Here is a 13,668-nt window from a genome sequence, read left to right on the forward strand (position 1 = left end):
AATGCGTCCAACAAGGTCAAGGCACCATCGATGCCTGCGAAACGAACTTGGTCACGAGGTAGCCGTCGAAGGTTTCCGTGCCGCCTTCGCTGCCCATGCCGCTGTCCTTGACGCCGCCAAGCGGTGTCTCTGCCAGCGCCAAGCCGAAGTGGTTGATGCCGACCATCCCGGCTTCGAGCCGGTTGGTGACATGCGTCGCCGTCGCGATCGAACTTGTAAACACGTACGATGACAGGCCGAACGGCAGCGAATTGGCGCGTGCCAGCACTTCTTCCGTCCCCGTGAATTTCGAGATGGGCACAACGGGCCCGAAGGGTTCCTCTTTCATCAAGCGCGCGTCGTCCGGCACGCCGCTCATCACCGTCGGCGGGAAGAAGTAGCCTTCGCGCGGCATGCGCTCGCCGCCGCAGATGAGGGCAGCGCCGCGTTCCCGCGCGTCGGCCACCAGTGACTGCATCGACTCGACCCGGCGCTCATGCGCGAGCGGGCCCATCTGCGTTTCGGCTTCCAGTCCGTCACCTACGCGAAGGCGCGTGTATTCGCCCACGAAAGCATCGACGAAGCGTTTATATGCCTTCTCCTGCACGAAGAAGCGGCTGGGAGCCATGCACACCTGACCAGCATTGCGCGCCTTGGTGCGCGCCATGAAGCGCGCTGCGCCCTCGATGTCCGCGTCGTCGAAGACGAGAACCGGCGAGTGGCCGCCCAGCTCCATCGTCATGCGTTTCATGTGCGAGCCGGCCAGTGCGGCGAGTTGCTTGCCGACGGCGGTCGATCCCGTAAAGGAGATCTTGCGCACGACGGGCGAGGCAACGAGGTGCGAGGAGATCTCGGACGGCACCCCCCAGACGATGTTCAGGCAGCCCGGTGGCAGGCCGGCGTCGTGGAAGATCCGCGCCATCGCCACTACCGCACTGGGTGAATCCTCGGGGCCCTTCAGGATCAGAGTGCAGCCCGCGCCGAGCGCGGCGACCGCCTTGCGCAGCGCCTGATTGAACGGGAAGTTCCAGGGCGTGAAGGCCGCGCACACGCCGATGGGCTCGCGGATCACCATCTGGCGCACGCTTTCGAAACGCGGCGGGATCACGCGGCCATAGATGCGGCGGCATTCCTCCGCGTGCCATTCGGCGTGCTCAGCGCACGTCGTCACCTCCTGCAATGCTTCCGCGAGCGGCTTGCCCTGATCGAGCGTGATGTTGCGTGCAATTGCGGGGGCGCGTTCCCGAATCAGCGCGGCCACCTTGCGAAGGATGCCCGAGCGCTCCAGCGGCGAAGTGAAACGCCAGGACTGGAACGCCCTGCTTGCAGCCGTCAGGGCGCGATCAAGGTCTTGCTTCGTCGCGTGCGGCAGCCTGGCGAACGCTTGCCCATCCGCGGGATTGATGACGTCCTGCTCAACGCGGCCGTCGGTGGCAAGGAACTCCCCGTCGATGTACAGCGCGAGTTGCTCGTAGCTCACAGGAAAACCCCGCCGCCATCCACCGCCAGGGTTTGACCCGTCACGAAGCCCGCGCCGTCGCCCACGAAGTACGCGAGCGCGGCCACGAGGTCTGCCGGCACCTGGTCGCGCTGGATGCAGCGGCCGGTAGTGCGGGCGTTATCGCCGATCCGGTTCTGCAGGTCGGCCTGCAGCACACCATCGCTCAGCGTGAACCCGGGCGCGATCGAATTCACCGTGATCTTATCCTTGGCGAGCTCGCGCGCCAGCGAGCGTGTGAAGGCGATCACGGCGCCCTTGCTCGCGACGTAGTGCGCCATGTTTGGCGGCCCTTTAATCGGAACGGTGGAAGCAATGTTCACGATGCGGCCGCGGCCGCTCCTGAGCAGTTGGGGCAGCACCGCCTTGGCGCAGTTGAACGGCCCGAGCGTGTTGACTTCCATCACGCGCATCCACTCGGCGTTGGTGATCTGGTCGAAAGGCTTGAGCGCCAGCGTGGTGAACAGACCCGCATTGTTGACCAGCACGTCGATACCGCCGAAGGCCTCGACGGCTGCGGCGGCCATTGCCTTCACGTCGTCCTCGCTGACCACGTCGCAGGTGACGCCGATCGCCTTGGCCCCGGCGACGCGCAGCTTATCGGCGGCTTCAGAGGCGCCCTTCAGGTCGGCGATGACGATGCTGTGGCCGAGGTCGGCCAAATGCTCGCAGAAGGCGTAGCCGATGCCGCTGGCGCCGCCGGTCACGATGATAGTCTTCGGTTGTTCGGAGTTCATGGGATCCTGTGGGTGGACATTCAGCATGGGATGGTCAGCGCGCCCAGCTTGATGCGGGTGTCGGCGGCCTGCTCGGGAGAGATTCGCGCGGCGCAAGCGAGCAGCTTGCGCGACGCCATGTGGTCGGCCGCGCTGTTGATCGACTCGACGGCGGTGAGGCGCTGGTCCCGGAACCGGAACACCGAGAACTTGCCGGCAGCCACATCGCCGCGCACGACGGCCAGGTCGCCGGCCTCGGCCACGCCGGCAATCTGCAGCCGGTTGGCGCCCTGGTCGCTCCAGAACCACGGCACCTTCGCGTAGGCCTCGGCTCTGCCGGCGATGCGGGCGGCGACGCAGCGCGCCTGGTCGACCGCGTTCTGCACGGACTCCAGCCGCACCGGGGTTTTCGAATAGGTCGCCGGAAAACGCGCGCAATCGCCGATCGCGGAAATGTGCGGGTCGCTGGTCGACAGGTACGCGTTGACCATGACGCCGTCGTGCACCGCGAGGTCCGCCGCCTGCGCAAGTTCGGCATTGGGCTGCACGCCGATGCCCACGACCACGAGGTCGGCGGCGATCGTTTCACCGACGGTGGTCTGCACACCCGCGACTCGGCCATCGCGTTCCACGAAGCCGGAGGCAGCGGTGTTGAAGCGGAACCGGACGCCGGCCTGCATTTCCGCGCGAGCCAAGTAGTCGGCGGCCTCGGCCGAGACTGCGCGCTTCAGCACGCGGTCTGCGTACTCGAGCACCTCGACTTCGAGTCCTATCTCGATTGCCGCCACCGCGACTTCGAGTCCGATGAAGCCGGCGCCGACGACCGCAAGGCGTTTCGCCTGCTTCAATTGCGGCAGCAGGGTTTGCGCGTCTACAACCGTGCGCACGGGCAGGATGCCTGCCACGTGGGCGCCGGGTACTGAAGGCATTCGCGGGCGCGCACCGGTGGCAAGCACAAGATGCTCGTAGGCGAGCGCGCGGCCCGAAGCCAGCCTCACGCGATTCGCGGACCTCGCGATGCTTTCGACACGATCATGCATGATGTCGATGCGCTGGTCGGAATAGAACTGCGCGGGCCGCAATTGGATCTCTGCCAGCTGGGCCTTGCCAGTGAGGAAGCCCTTCGACAGCGGTGGCCGTTGGTAGGGCAGGCAAGGCTCGTCCCCGATCACGGTGACAGGGCCCTGGTAGCCTTCATCGCGTAACGAGGCCGCGACTTGGAAGCCGCCTTGCCCGCCGCCCACGACGATGACGCCCGCCGGCTGCATGCGCTTCAGACCTGGTGGGAGGGGATGTGGACGACTATTTCGTCGACGCCCGCCGGCACGGCGATCTGGCAACCCAGGCGGCTGTTGGCACGGCGTCCGGCGGCGGCGCTTTCCAGCATCTCGTTTTCGACTTCGCTCACTGGCGGCACGAAAGGCTGGCTGGCTTCGTCGAGGTAGACATGGCACGTTGCACACATGGCTGCGCCGCCGCACTCGGCCACGATGCCGGGGACGCCGTTGGCGACGGCGGTCAGCATGACGGTTGCGCCTGCGTCAACGGCAATGGAGCGACGTTCGCCGTCCGGCTGGACGTACGTGATCTGGGGCATGTTCGCCTCTGTGCTGTGGAGAAGTGGTTTAAGCGGCGCTGACGCTTACGGGCATGCAGGTGTAGCCGCGCACCGAGTTGTTGTAGTGAATAACGGGCTTGCCTTCGAGCTGGATGCGCTTCACGCGCTTGGCCAGTTCCGTGAGCACGATCTCGCCCTCGAGCCTCGCGATCATTTGCCCGGCACAGCCGTGGATGCCGGTGCCGAACGCGAGGTTGCCCGCTGCCTTGCGTGTGACGTCGAACTGGTCGGCGGTGGGGCCCCAGCGGCGCGGATCTCGGTTGGCCGAACCGATGAACACGCAGACCTTCTGCTCGTTGGGCATGCGCACGCCGGCCACTTCCACTTCGCGCGTGGTGGTGCGGTAGAACGAGTGGAAGGTGCTTTCATAGCGGAGCACCTCTTCCAACGCCGGGCGCGCGAGCGCCGGGCTGGCATGCACCTTCTCCCATTGCGCGGGGAAACGCGAGAAGGACAGCATCGCGTTGCACAGCGTGAACACTGTCGTGTCCAGGCCCGCGGACAGCATCGTGCGCACCAGCATTGGCGCTTCATCGGGCTCGAGAATGCCCTCGTCCGCCGCCTTGTACAGCTGCATCCCCAAGCCGTCGGGCGTGAGGTTCTCGCGCTTGCACACTTCGGCGATCCAGTCGATTGCCCCCTCCTGCGCCTTGGCCAGGCACTTCCTGAAGCGCTCGTTCACCGGGCCGAACGCGTTGAACACCATGTCGCCGTAGGGCAACAGGTACTTCTCGCGGCCTTCTCGCGGGATGCCCACTGCGTCTGCGAACACGCGCAGCGGATAGGCTTCGCACAAGTCGGTCACGGCATCGAAGCTGCCCTTCGCGAGCAGGCGCTCCACCAGCTCCTTCGCTTCACTTTCGAAGGTGCCCCTCATTTTGTTGATGGACGCAGGCGACAGCAGGCTTGCCATGATCTTGCGCGTGCGCGCATGCATCGGCGGGTCGACCTCGAGGATTATGCTGGGCTTGCGCCAAGGTGTTTCGGTGTGGAAGTTGGCCAAGCCCACCCCGGCGCTGGAGCAGAACGTAGCCGGGTCACGCAACACCGGGTCGATTTCCGCGTGACGCGCGATGCCGTAGGCCTTGTACCGGGACAGGTAGAACACCGGGCCCAGCTCGCGCAGCATCTCATAGTGCGGGTAAGGGTCATCCAGGACTTCGTCCGCATATGGGTCGAAGTCGGTAGCCGGGGCGTGGGTCTCGATTCGCTCGAGCGTCTGCGCGCTGGTCATCGTTGGTCCTCGGGGCTTACGGCCGTTGTGCGATAGCCGCAAGTCTCGACCAGCGATTGATTTGAGTCAACAAACTCGATAATATAGTTCGAATAGCGAACAATCGGAGTTGAAATGTCGGAGGTCGTGGATTCGAAAGGAGTACAAAAGGTAGAAAAGGAGTACGTAATGGGCCTTGAAAAGGGGCTTGCGATCGTCGAGGCATTCGGCATCAGCAAGGGCCCCGTGACTCTGACTCAAGCCTCTGAAATCACCGGACATACGAAGGCGGCCGTGCGCCGAAGCCTCCTGACGTTGTGCAAGCTGGGCTACGCAGTACAGAATGGGCGCCACTTCCAACTGGCGCCTCGGTCCTTGCGCCTCGGTCACGCGTACGTCGCATCCGATCCGCTTACCAAGGTGGCGCAACCGATCCTCGAGATGACGAGCGAACGCACGCAGGAGTCATCGTCGATCGCTGTACTCGACTCGCAGGACGCGGTGTTCGTGGCGCGCTCTACGCATCGGCGCAGCTTATCTAGCGGGCTGGGTGTCGGTGCGCGGCTGCCAGCCTATGCGTCCGCAACGGGACGCGTGCTGCTGTCCGAACGGCCTGCCGGTGAGGTGGAGTTCATGCTCAATCGCATGATGCGGCCTGCACTCACGCCGCACACCTTGACCGGTACACAGGAGGTCATGAACGAGATCGCGCTGGTTCGCTCCCGGGGATACTCGATCAGCGATGAGGAGCTAGAGATCGGCCTGCGCTCCATCGCCGTGCCCATCCGCAATGGCAGGGGGGGGCTGATCGCGGCGATGAGTCTCGCAGTGTCGACAAGCCGCATGACGCGTGAGCAGGCCATCGCCCAGCTATTGCCCGAGCTCGAAACAGCGCGCAGAAACTTCGCTGCATTGCTGTAATCGTAACGATGAAGCATGGTTTGGCTCTCTTTGTATCGTGCTTCAGCCCGGCGATCACCCTGCGCTGGCGATCCCACGTGCGCGCCGCGTAGTTGAACTCGCCGATCAGGCGCCGCTTTCCATCTTGCTGCTGTTGCCAATTAGCCAGCACGTGCGTGGCATCGAAGTCCAGTACGACTCGCGCGGCGCCTGCTTCCGGCTGACGATGAAGCTGTCCACCCGCACCGCGTTGAGCGCACCCATCTCCTTGTCCCCAGCCGCCAAGGCATCGGGCCGGAGGCGAGCGGCTCGGCTCGACGCACGGCTGTTTTGGCGCAGCAGGTCGTTGCGCAGCCAGTTGTGGTCACGGACGTCTTCCCAGCCGCAACAGCCCGTAGATGCGTTGCGCGAGCAGCAAAACGTATGTCGTGCTGCACACTCCACGCGCGCGCCCATCTCCCACAGCGGCCGCAGCCGCTCGTGTCAGTCCAATGCCGCCATCCACTTGCCTCAGCAGCAACCTCCGCCGTCGCTGACGATGCCGCCTCCGTCGAACGACGCTTCATCTACGCGCCGGCCAAATCGAATCCTGCCTGTCTAAACAGCTTTCGCCGATCAAGTGGACTCCGTGCCAACGGGCAGAGTTGCTCACAACGGCGGTCGGCCCTTGCGACGAACCTCCGACGTGGGTGTCAACTCGGCGCACGCTACGTGTATTTCCAGGTCGGCGCGAGCACCACATCGAAGTGTCGGCGAAGAACACGATTCTGATCATCGAGATCGTCAAGTACCTGCACACGCGTGAGGACTCATTGTTCCTGAGGCGCTTGCGATCTGCCGTTGCAGTTGGGCCAACGTCGCACGAGCCGGGTCCGCCAAGATTGCGCCAGCCAATAGTCGATTTCGCTGGCGACGCCGTTTTCGAAGCGCCAGGGACCTGAACTTGCTGGGTTTGCTGCTCGGAGAGCCTGTGCCGCCCGAGTTCCAGACAGGTGCGACGACGCAAGCCGTGCGCCTTCCCTTCCCGACCTGCCAGCAGGCACTCCATCGGACGTGCTCGTCCAACGACCCGACGTGCGCCAGGCCGAGCAGCAACTCCTTGCGGCAAACGCCAACATCGGGGCCGCGCGCGCCGCGTTCTTTCCCCGCATCACACTCACCGCCGGCATCGGCACGGCGAGTTCCGATCTCTCCGGCCTGGTGCTCTTTCAGACGCGACTGGCCCGCCTGCAGAACCAGCTCCAGTTTTACCGCGCACCGGGCGGAGGGTGGCGCTCGGGGTTCGGTTTACCGCTTTCACCGTCGAGGTCACGAAAATGATAAGCCTGTTTATCATTTTCGGGTACGCTGCACACCGATGACGAGCGACAACGAACGTCAGGGCACGGCCGCCGCGCCTGCATCGCCCGACCCGACCGGTTTCGGTATCGTGCTGACCGGTGGCGGCGCGCGTGCGGCATACCAAGTCGGTGTGCTGCTCGGGATCTTGCGCATCCGGCGCGAGCTGGGCGCTCCCTCGAAACCTCCGTTCGACATCTACACCGGCACGTCCGCCGGTGCCATCAATGCGGCCATCCTCGCTTCCCGAGCGGACGACTTCGACGCCGGCGTCGCGCACCTGTTTGACATGTGGCGGCGTATCGATGCCGGCCAGGTCTACCGCACCGACGCCTCCAGCCTGATCAGGAACGCTGCCCGATGGGTGGCGATGTTCGCGCTAGGTTGGGCACTGCCGGACCGGTGGCGCCGGCAACCACGCTCGCTGCTCGACAACGCCCCGCTGGAGCGCCTGCTAGCGCGAAATGTCCGATTCAATCGCCTGCACGAGATGGTTTCGTCGGGACAAGTTCGTGCGCTGGCCATCGGCGCGTCGAGCTATTCCACCGGTTGGCACGTCACATTCTTTGAAGGGGATGCGACTTTGCAGCCTTGGCTGCGGTCCCAGCGCATGTCCCAGCGCACGGAGCTTATGGTGGCTCACCTGCTCGCGTCTTCAGCGATACCGTTCGTGTTTCCAGCGACACAAGCGGTCGTTCAGGGGCGAGCCGAATGGCTGGGAGACGGCACCATGCGGGAGACGGCGCCGATCGCTCCAGCGATCCACCTGGGAGCTCGGCGCTTGCTTGTCATTGGGTCTGACCGCAGGCAGGAGTCGTCGCCTGAGTCGCCGCCTTCCATGGAGTACCCGTCCCTCGCAAGGGTCGCCGGCCACGCGCTCTCAAGCATTTTTCTGGATGCTCTGGCCACCGATGTCGAACGCGCCAGTCGCATCAACCAAGCCCTGCAAGAACTGCCCGAGCGCGACCGCGATGGCAAACCTCGGCGCACTGTCGAGCTGCTGTTGATCGCGCCCAGCCTCAGTCTCGACGAGATCGCTGCCAAGCATGTCGCGAGCCTGCCCCGAACCATCCGCGCTTTGCTATCGGCACTCGGCGCCGCGTGCGCGCACGAGCCCGGACAAGCACTTGCCAGCTACCTTCTCTTTCAGGCGCCTTTCACGCGCGAACTCATGACGCTTGGCGAAGCCGATGCGCTGCAAAAGCGCGATCAGATCGTCCGCTTTTTCGGGTGGTCGATTGACAAACAGCCAGCCAGCCAGGGCTCGGCGCCCGAGGGGAAGACAGCATGAGAGCGCAGCGCAGCCTTCCACGCTCGGTTTGGGTTGGCTTGGCGGCAGTTTGTGCAGTCTGTACCGGCTGCGCAACCGGCCCGAATGCCGACCCTCGCGATCCGCTTGAGCCGCTCAACCGCCGCGTGCATCACTTCAATGTCGGACTGGACAGGGCGGTGATCAAGCCAGTGGCAATCGCGTATTCGCGCGACGTGCCCTCGCCGATCCGGCGAGGCGTCTCCAATTTCTTCGGTAATCTGGGCGACGCCTGGTCGGCGGTCAACAGCCTTGCGCAGCTGAAACTGGGCGACGCGGCACAGAACGCGACGCGCTTCGCTTTCAACACCGTTCTTGGCTTGGGGGGCCTTCTCGACATCGCTGGCGAGGTCGGAATCGAACGGCACAAGGAGACTTTCGGCTCGACGCTGGCGCATTGGGGCGTTCCGGCCGGACCGTATCTCGTCCTGCCTTTGCTGGGTCCTTCGACGTTGCGCGACGCCGCCGCCTTGCCGGTGGAGCGCCAGGGCGACGTCATCGCCCGCATCCATCCAGTTCCTCAGCGCAATGCGCTCGAAGCGGCGCGCCTGCTCGACACGCGCGCAACGCTGCTGCCCCTCGACGCGATGCTTCGCGACGCATTCGATCCGTATACCTTCACGCGTGACGTCTATCTGCAGCATCGCGCGGCGCAGTCCAAAGACGGGGATGACGATGGTCGGCTTTCAAGGCCCTAGCCCATGACGGATACTCTCAACAGTGCGGCGTTGGCACAGAGCACCTGCCAGTATGGCGCCGCAAGCGGGAACCGGAGGCAAGCGGCCGCCAGCGTCGACCGCGGCAACGGAGGCTGGGTCGCGCAGGTGTTCCATCGCGTCGACGGCAGCAGGAAAGATGGCCACGAGATGACGCGATGTGCCAGCAACGCTGAGGTTTCCGCAGACTCGCCTCAGGTGCTGCTTGACGAAAACCATCGGCAAACGACCCTCGGATTGGGTCTGACGCTTTTCCGGCTTTGACCATGGCTTTTCGCGGTGCCCCCGAAATCTCCCGCCGCTTCGGCTTCCTGGTCACCGAGCTGTCGCGCCTGTATGCGCGCAGCTTCGACGAGCGGGCGCGATCCCAGCTGGGCCTGTCGCAGGCTCAATGCCGGCTGCTGTACAGTCTGGCCGCCCACGAAGGAGATACGCCCCTGTCGCAGGCGGAACTGGCGGACCGTGTCGGCGTGAGCGCGATGGCGATTGCGACGATGTGCGAGCGCCTCGAGGCGGGTGGCTGGATCACCCGGCAAGCTTCCATTACCGATCGGCGTGTCAATGAACTTCGGATCCGGCCCAAGGCGCACAAGGCCTTGCAGGACGCGCTGCAGATTGGCGACCGGCTGACGCTCGAGGTGCTCGCGCCCCTGTCGGTGGCCGAGCGCAGGCAATTGCTCCAGATGCTCGGACGAATTCGCGAGCAGTTGATTCGCGGCGACGACGCACAGTCTCCGAAAGAGCCCCGCGGATGAAAGCCGTAGACGCTGCGCACCCGCACAAGGGTATGATCACCCTGTCGATCATGCTGGCGACGATCATGCAGGCACTCGACACCACAATTGCGAACGTGGCCCTGCCGCACATGCAGGGCAGTCTGCAGGCGTCGCAGGACCAGATCACGTGGGTCTTGACTTCCTATATCGTCGCCGCCGCCATTGCACTGCCCATCACGGGCTGGCTGTGTGCGCAGTGGGGCCGCCGGCGCGTGTTCATCGTTTCGGTCATCGGGTTTACGGCCGCATCCGCATTGTGCGGGTTGGCAGGGTCCCTGGGGACGATCGTGGCTGCGCGACTTCTGCAGGGAATCTTCGGCGCGGCGCTGGTGCCACTGTCGCAAGCGGTCCTGCTGGACATCAACCCGCCGCACAAGGTCGGCCAGGCCATGGCGATCTGGGGCGCGGGCATCATGGTGGGGCCGATCCTCGGTCCGCTGCTGGGAGGCTGGCTCACCGAGAACTTCGATTGGCGCTGGGTGTTCTTCATCAACGTGCCGGTGGGTGCGTTCGCGCTGTGGGGCATCGTGCGCTACCTGCCGGAGAACAAGCCGGCAGCGGCGCCACTCGACGTGTTCGGCTTCGTCACGCTTTCGGTGGCGATCGGAGCGCTGCAGATGTTCCTGGATCGCGGCGAACTCGAGGACTGGTTCGACTCCTGGGAGATCCGCCTGGAGGCAGCCGCCTGCGTCTGTGCGCTGGCGCTGTTCACGGTGCACACAGCTACCGTTCGCGGGCCGTCGTTCCTGAACCGCGCGTTGCTCACCGACCGCAACTTCATCGCGGGGTCGTTCTTGGGTTTCGTGGTCGGCATCGTGCTGTACGGCACCATGGCGCTTCTTCCCACGATGCTCCAGAGCCTGATGGGCTACCCCGTGGTGTACACCGGTGAAGTCACGGCGCCGCGTGGCATCGGCACGATGATCGCCATGGTCGTCGTCGGACGCCTGGTGCAGCGCGTGGACCTGCGCCTCATCATGGCCACTGGATTTGCGCTGACCGCCGCGGCTTTGTGGCAGATGACGCGCGTGACGCTGCAGACGGACAGTACCCTGTTCGTAGTGTCCGGCTTCGTGCAGGGCTTGGGCATCGGCTTTACCTTTGTTCCGCTGTCTGCCGCGGCATTCGCAACCCTTGCTCCCCACCTTCGCAACGAGGGCACGCCGATGTTCAGTCTGTTGCGCAACATTGGGGGCAGTGTCGGCATCTCGATGGTCCAGGTGATGCTGTCGCGTGGCACCGCGCAAGCACACGAGCAGATCGCGGCAACCGTGCACTTGGGCAACCACGGCCTGCAGGACTTGCCGCCTGGCCTGGGGGTCGACTCCCCAATAGGGCTGGCAGCGCTCTATGCCGAAGTCACGCGGCAGGCGAGCCTCATTGCTTACGTCAACGACTTTTGGATGATGATGGCCCTCGCGCTGCTGGCGATGCCGCTGCTTGCCTTGATCCGAATCGCGCGGCGAGAGGCTCCTGGCCGCTCCCCGGACGTGCCTCATTGAAGCCCTCTCGGGAAAAGGAGACGCCATGGAAAACGCCAGCGCTGCGAAGCCGGAACGTGGTGTCGAGTTGGGCAACCCGAGGCGGCGCCGCGGACTGCTGTTGGTGAGTGCACTTTCCATCTTCATGGCACTGGGTTGGGGCGCGTATGAGTGGCTCGTCGCGCGCCGCTACGAGTCCACCGACAACGCGTATGTGCAGGGCAATGTCGTGCAGATCACGCCGCAGATCGCCGGCACGGTCTTGGCCATCTATGCGGAGGAAACCGATTACGTGAAGGCGGGTCAGCCGCTGGTGAAGCTCGACCCGGCCGACGTGCAGATCGCGCTTCGGCAAGCTGAAGCCAATCTGGGGGTGACTGTGCGCCAAGTGCAGACCGTTTACGCGAACAACGCCAAGCTGGCCGCGCAGGTGAGACTGCGGCAGGCGGAGGCCGACAGAGCGCGCGCAGAACTTCAGCGTGCCCGAGATGATCTTGCCCGCCGCGCACCCTTGGCGGCCAATGGCGCCATATCGAAGGAGGAGCTCGCGCACGCTCATTCCCAACTCGCAACTGCGCAGAGCGCGTTCGAGGCCGCGCAGGCGTCAACGGCCACCGCCCGCGAGGAGCTTGCCTCCAACCAGGCTCTGACGCAGGGCGCAAGCGTGGAAGAGCACCCGCAGGTCGAAGCCGCCGCTGCAAGGCTGCGGGAGGCGTGGATCGCAGCGCGTCGTGCGAGCATCCCTGCGCCGGTGGACGGCTATGTTGCCAAGCGCGTCGTGCAGTTGGGCCAAAGGGTGGCCGCAGGTGCTCCTCTGATGTCCGTCGTACCGCTGCGGCAAGTGTGGGTCGAGGCGAATTTCAAGGAGATCCAGGTCCGCAAGATCCGAATTGGGCAGCCCGTCGAGCTGACAGCGGATCTGTATGGACGCCGAGTGAAATTCCACGGCAAGGTCGAAGGCCTTGGTGTCGGAACGGGTGCGGCATTCGCCCTGCTGCCTGCGCAGAACGCGACGGGCAACTGGATCAAAGTCGTGCAGCGCTTGCCCGTCCGAATCGCGCTCGACCCAAAGGAAGTCGTCAGCAATCCGTTGCGCGTAGGCCTGTCGATGCAGGCGACCGTCAACATCAGCTCCGCCGAGGGCAAGACGCTTGCCGATGCCTCGAGGGCTGCGTCAGAGGCGCAAACACCGGTTTTCGCGAACGGCGATGATGGCGCTGACGAGGCCGTGCGCCGAATCGTCAATGCAAACCGCACTGCGCCCTCGCGCGCGAGGCATTGAGTAAAAAGCGTCCCGGACCGTTGCAAGTTTTGACGCGCTCGTAGGACTGGTCGTCTGGGAGGCAGCTGTGCATTCTTTCGTTGGAGTCGCATGCCACCTCATGCTCAGCTCGGTCCCAACGCTCCTGGTTGAACGGCGACCAATTGACCTCTCAAGCGCGCGAGAGCCAGCTGGTTGCTTCCGACTTGTCGGTGATCACCCTCAGATCCAGCAGTCCGTGGGCTGCCCGCTCCGCGTTGTAGCTGATCACGTCTTCGTCGACCACCAATGCCACCCGCCGCGCACGGGCGAACTTGCGAGCCAGCTCCGCGCCAAGCAGCGCATGAATCGTCGGGTCCGCCAGCCGTGAAGTCCGCACGTCGATCAGAAGCAGCATGCCCGCCATCGCCGGCGCCTTATCGATGGCTTTCAGGATCGATCCGAAAGGTGCTTTCCGGGTCAGCGTGACGCATACGAAAAGACCATCGACCATAACCTCAACAACTGGCCGGTCCACGACTGCTTCCCTTCAGGCGAGATGGATAACGAAGAACGCGCGAAAGTCCGCTGCGGGTAGCTCGGCGCCTGCCAGATAAGTGGCGTTGGCGAATGCGGACTCCCACCGGGCTTTCGCAACGTCACCGTCGTGCGCTGACGCGGCGTCCGCGTCAAGCCAGGCGGCATAGGCATTGCGAACCAGAGCGCTGCTGCCCAGGGCCTTCATGAGGCTGTCTTCGACCGCTGCCTCGGCCGCCCGCCGCTGACTCGGCGTGGCGCTTGCAGCGCCGATCACCTCGGCACGAAAGTGGCCGTTCCAGTTCGCGGCTGCAGTGGGTGGGGGCGACTTCAAGCGCCGGAACATG

The 13,668-nt window shown here is 64.7% G+C and carries 16 protein-coding genes; 8 read left to right on the forward strand and 8 right to left on the reverse strand.

The window, feature by feature from the left end:
- Nucleotides 1-16 precede the first annotated feature (16 nt).
- Genes H8R02_RS01250 through H8R02_RS01270 form a run of 5 tightly spaced genes read right to left on the reverse strand, consistent with a single transcriptional unit; the run spans nt 17 to nt 5,045 of the window.
- Nucleotides 17-1,459 (reverse strand): NAD-dependent succinate-semialdehyde dehydrogenase, encoded by a 1,443-nt coding sequence (locus tag H8R02_RS01250; RefSeq protein ID WP_187079528.1) that lies wholly within the window; start codon nt 1,457-1,459, stop codon nt 17-19.
- Complete coding sequence (locus H8R02_RS01255; protein WP_187079529.1) at nt 1,456-2,214, reverse strand: SDR family NAD(P)-dependent oxidoreductase; 759 nt, start codon at nt 2,212-2,214, stop codon at nt 1,456-1,458. The genes H8R02_RS01250 and H8R02_RS01255 overlap by 4 nt, the downstream gene beginning before the upstream one ends.
- A 20-nt stretch (nt 2,215-2,234) precedes the next feature.
- On the reverse strand, nt 2,235-3,461 hold the full coding sequence (locus tag H8R02_RS01260; RefSeq protein ID WP_187079530.1) for an NAD(P)/FAD-dependent oxidoreductase: 1,227 nt from the start codon (nt 3,459-3,461) through the stop codon (nt 2,235-2,237).
- A gap of 5 nt (nt 3,462-3,466) precedes the next feature.
- The gene (locus H8R02_RS01265; protein WP_187079531.1) at nt 3,467-3,790 is read right to left on the reverse strand and encodes a 2Fe-2S iron-sulfur cluster-binding protein; all 324 of its coding nucleotides are present in this window, start codon (nt 3,788-3,790) and stop codon (nt 3,467-3,469) included.
- 28 nt (nt 3,791-3,818) lie between these two features.
- Nucleotides 3,819-5,045: a cytochrome P450 gene (locus H8R02_RS01270; protein WP_187079532.1), complete on the reverse strand. Its 1,227-nt coding sequence runs from the start codon at nt 5,043-5,045 to the stop codon at nt 3,819-3,821.
- 168 nt (nt 5,046-5,213) lie between these two features.
- Between H8R02_RS01270 and H8R02_RS01275 the strand changes: the two genes are divergently transcribed.
- Complete coding sequence (locus H8R02_RS01275) at nt 5,214-5,945, forward strand: IclR family transcriptional regulator domain-containing protein (RefSeq protein ID WP_187079533.1); 732 nt, start codon at nt 5,214-5,216, stop codon at nt 5,943-5,945.
- 105 nt (nt 5,946-6,050) lie between these two features.
- Here H8R02_RS01275 and H8R02_RS01280 read toward each other — a convergent pair whose 3' ends face one another.
- Entirely contained in the window at nt 6,051-6,188 is a 138-nt protein-coding gene (locus H8R02_RS01280) for a hypothetical protein (protein WP_187080632.1), read from the reverse strand.
- An 810-nt stretch (nt 6,189-6,998) separates the two neighbouring features.
- Between H8R02_RS01280 and H8R02_RS30940 the strand changes: the two genes are divergently transcribed.
- Genes H8R02_RS30940 through H8R02_RS01315 form a run of 7 tightly spaced genes read left to right on the forward strand, consistent with a single transcriptional unit; the run spans nt 6,999 to nt 12,826 of the window.
- A complete protein-coding gene (locus tag H8R02_RS30940; protein ID WP_435531250.1) occupies nt 6,999-7,244 on the forward strand; it encodes a TolC family protein in 246 nt (81 codons plus the stop codon).
- A 37-nt stretch (nt 7,245-7,281) separates the two neighbouring features.
- Nucleotides 7,282-8,553, forward strand: a complete 1,272-nt coding sequence (locus H8R02_RS01290) for a patatin-like phospholipase family protein (RefSeq protein ID WP_187079534.1) — start codon at nt 7,282-7,284, stop codon at nt 8,551-8,553.
- Nucleotides 8,550-9,269, forward strand: coding sequence for an MlaA family lipoprotein (locus H8R02_RS01295; RefSeq protein WP_187079535.1), 720 nt, complete (start codon nt 8,550-8,552; stop codon nt 9,267-9,269). The genes H8R02_RS01290 and H8R02_RS01295 overlap by 4 nt, the downstream gene beginning before the upstream one ends.
- 3 nt (nt 9,270-9,272) lie before the next feature.
- Nucleotides 9,273-9,551, forward strand: coding sequence for a hypothetical protein (locus tag H8R02_RS01300; protein ID WP_187079536.1), 279 nt, complete (start codon nt 9,273-9,275; stop codon nt 9,549-9,551).
- 2 nt (nt 9,552-9,553) lie between these two features.
- Nucleotides 9,554-10,042 carry a MarR family winged helix-turn-helix transcriptional regulator gene (locus H8R02_RS01305; protein WP_187079537.1) on the forward strand — a complete coding sequence of 163 codons (489 nt, stop codon included), beginning with the start codon at nt 9,554-9,556 and terminating at the stop codon, nt 10,040-10,042.
- Nucleotides 10,039-11,565: a DHA2 family efflux MFS transporter permease subunit gene (locus H8R02_RS01310; protein ID WP_255429119.1), complete on the forward strand. Its 1,527-nt coding sequence runs from the start codon at nt 10,039-10,041 to the stop codon at nt 11,563-11,565. Before H8R02_RS01305 ends, H8R02_RS01310 begins: the two co-directional genes overlap by 4 nt.
- 25 nt (nt 11,566-11,590) lie before the next feature.
- Complete coding sequence (locus H8R02_RS01315; protein ID WP_187079538.1) at nt 11,591-12,826, forward strand: HlyD family secretion protein; 1,236 nt, start codon at nt 11,591-11,593, stop codon at nt 12,824-12,826.
- A gap of 151 nt (nt 12,827-12,977) precedes the next feature.
- Here the strand turns inward: H8R02_RS01315 and H8R02_RS01320 are convergent, their stop codons facing one another.
- Complete coding sequence (locus tag H8R02_RS01320; RefSeq protein WP_187079539.1) at nt 12,978-13,322, reverse strand: hypothetical protein; 345 nt, start codon at nt 13,320-13,322, stop codon at nt 12,978-12,980.
- A 12-nt stretch (nt 13,323-13,334) separates the two neighbouring features.
- Complete coding sequence (locus H8R02_RS01325; protein ID WP_187079540.1) at nt 13,335-13,667, reverse strand: hypothetical protein; 333 nt, start codon at nt 13,665-13,667, stop codon at nt 13,335-13,337.
- Nucleotide 13,668: the final 1 nt, after the last annotated feature.

The organism is Ramlibacter albus (assembly GCF_014297445.1).
In the GTDB taxonomy this organism is placed as follows: Bacteria; Pseudomonadota; Gammaproteobacteria; order Burkholderiales; family Burkholderiaceae_C; genus Ramlibacter; species Ramlibacter albus.

Excerpts from the sequence above, each read along its gene's own strand:
- H8R02_RS01255 (WP_187079529.1), bottom strand. The coding sequence starts at position 2,214 with ATGAACTCCGAACAACCGAAGACTATCATCGTGACCGGCGGCGCCAGC.
- H8R02_RS01260 (WP_187079530.1), bottom strand. The coding sequence starts at position 3,461 with ATGCAGCCGGCGGGCGTCATCGTCGTGGGCGGCGGGCAAGGCGGCTTC.
- H8R02_RS01265 (WP_187079531.1), bottom strand. The coding sequence starts at position 3,790 with ATGCCCCAGATCACGTACGTCCAGCCGGACGGCGAACGTCGCTCCATT.
- H8R02_RS01270 (WP_187079532.1), bottom strand. The coding sequence starts at position 5,045 with ATGACCAGCGCGCAGACGCTCGAGCGAATCGAGACCCACGCCCCGGCT.
- H8R02_RS01275 (WP_187079533.1), top strand. The coding sequence starts at position 5,214 with ATGGGCCTTGAAAAGGGGCTTGCGATCGTCGAGGCATTCGGCATCAGC.
- H8R02_RS01280 (WP_187080632.1), bottom strand. The coding sequence starts at position 6,188 with ATGGGTGCGCTCAACGCGGTGCGGGTGGACAGCTTCATCGTCAGCCGG.
- H8R02_RS01290 (WP_187079534.1), top strand. The coding sequence starts at position 7,282 with ATGACGAGCGACAACGAACGTCAGGGCACGGCCGCCGCGCCTGCATCG.
- H8R02_RS01295 (WP_187079535.1), top strand. The coding sequence starts at position 8,550 with ATGAGAGCGCAGCGCAGCCTTCCACGCTCGGTTTGGGTTGGCTTGGCG.
- H8R02_RS01300 (WP_187079536.1), top strand. The coding sequence starts at position 9,273 with ATGACGGATACTCTCAACAGTGCGGCGTTGGCACAGAGCACCTGCCAG.
- H8R02_RS01305 (WP_187079537.1), top strand. The coding sequence starts at position 9,554 with ATGGCTTTTCGCGGTGCCCCCGAAATCTCCCGCCGCTTCGGCTTCCTG.
- H8R02_RS01310 (WP_255429119.1), top strand. The coding sequence starts at position 10,039 with ATGAAAGCCGTAGACGCTGCGCACCCGCACAAGGGTATGATCACCCTG.
- H8R02_RS01315 (WP_187079538.1), top strand. The coding sequence starts at position 11,591 with ATGGAAAACGCCAGCGCTGCGAAGCCGGAACGTGGTGTCGAGTTGGGC.
- H8R02_RS01325 (WP_187079540.1), bottom strand. The coding sequence starts at position 13,667 with ATGTTCCGGCGCTTGAAGTCGCCCCCACCCACTGCAGCCGCGAACTGG.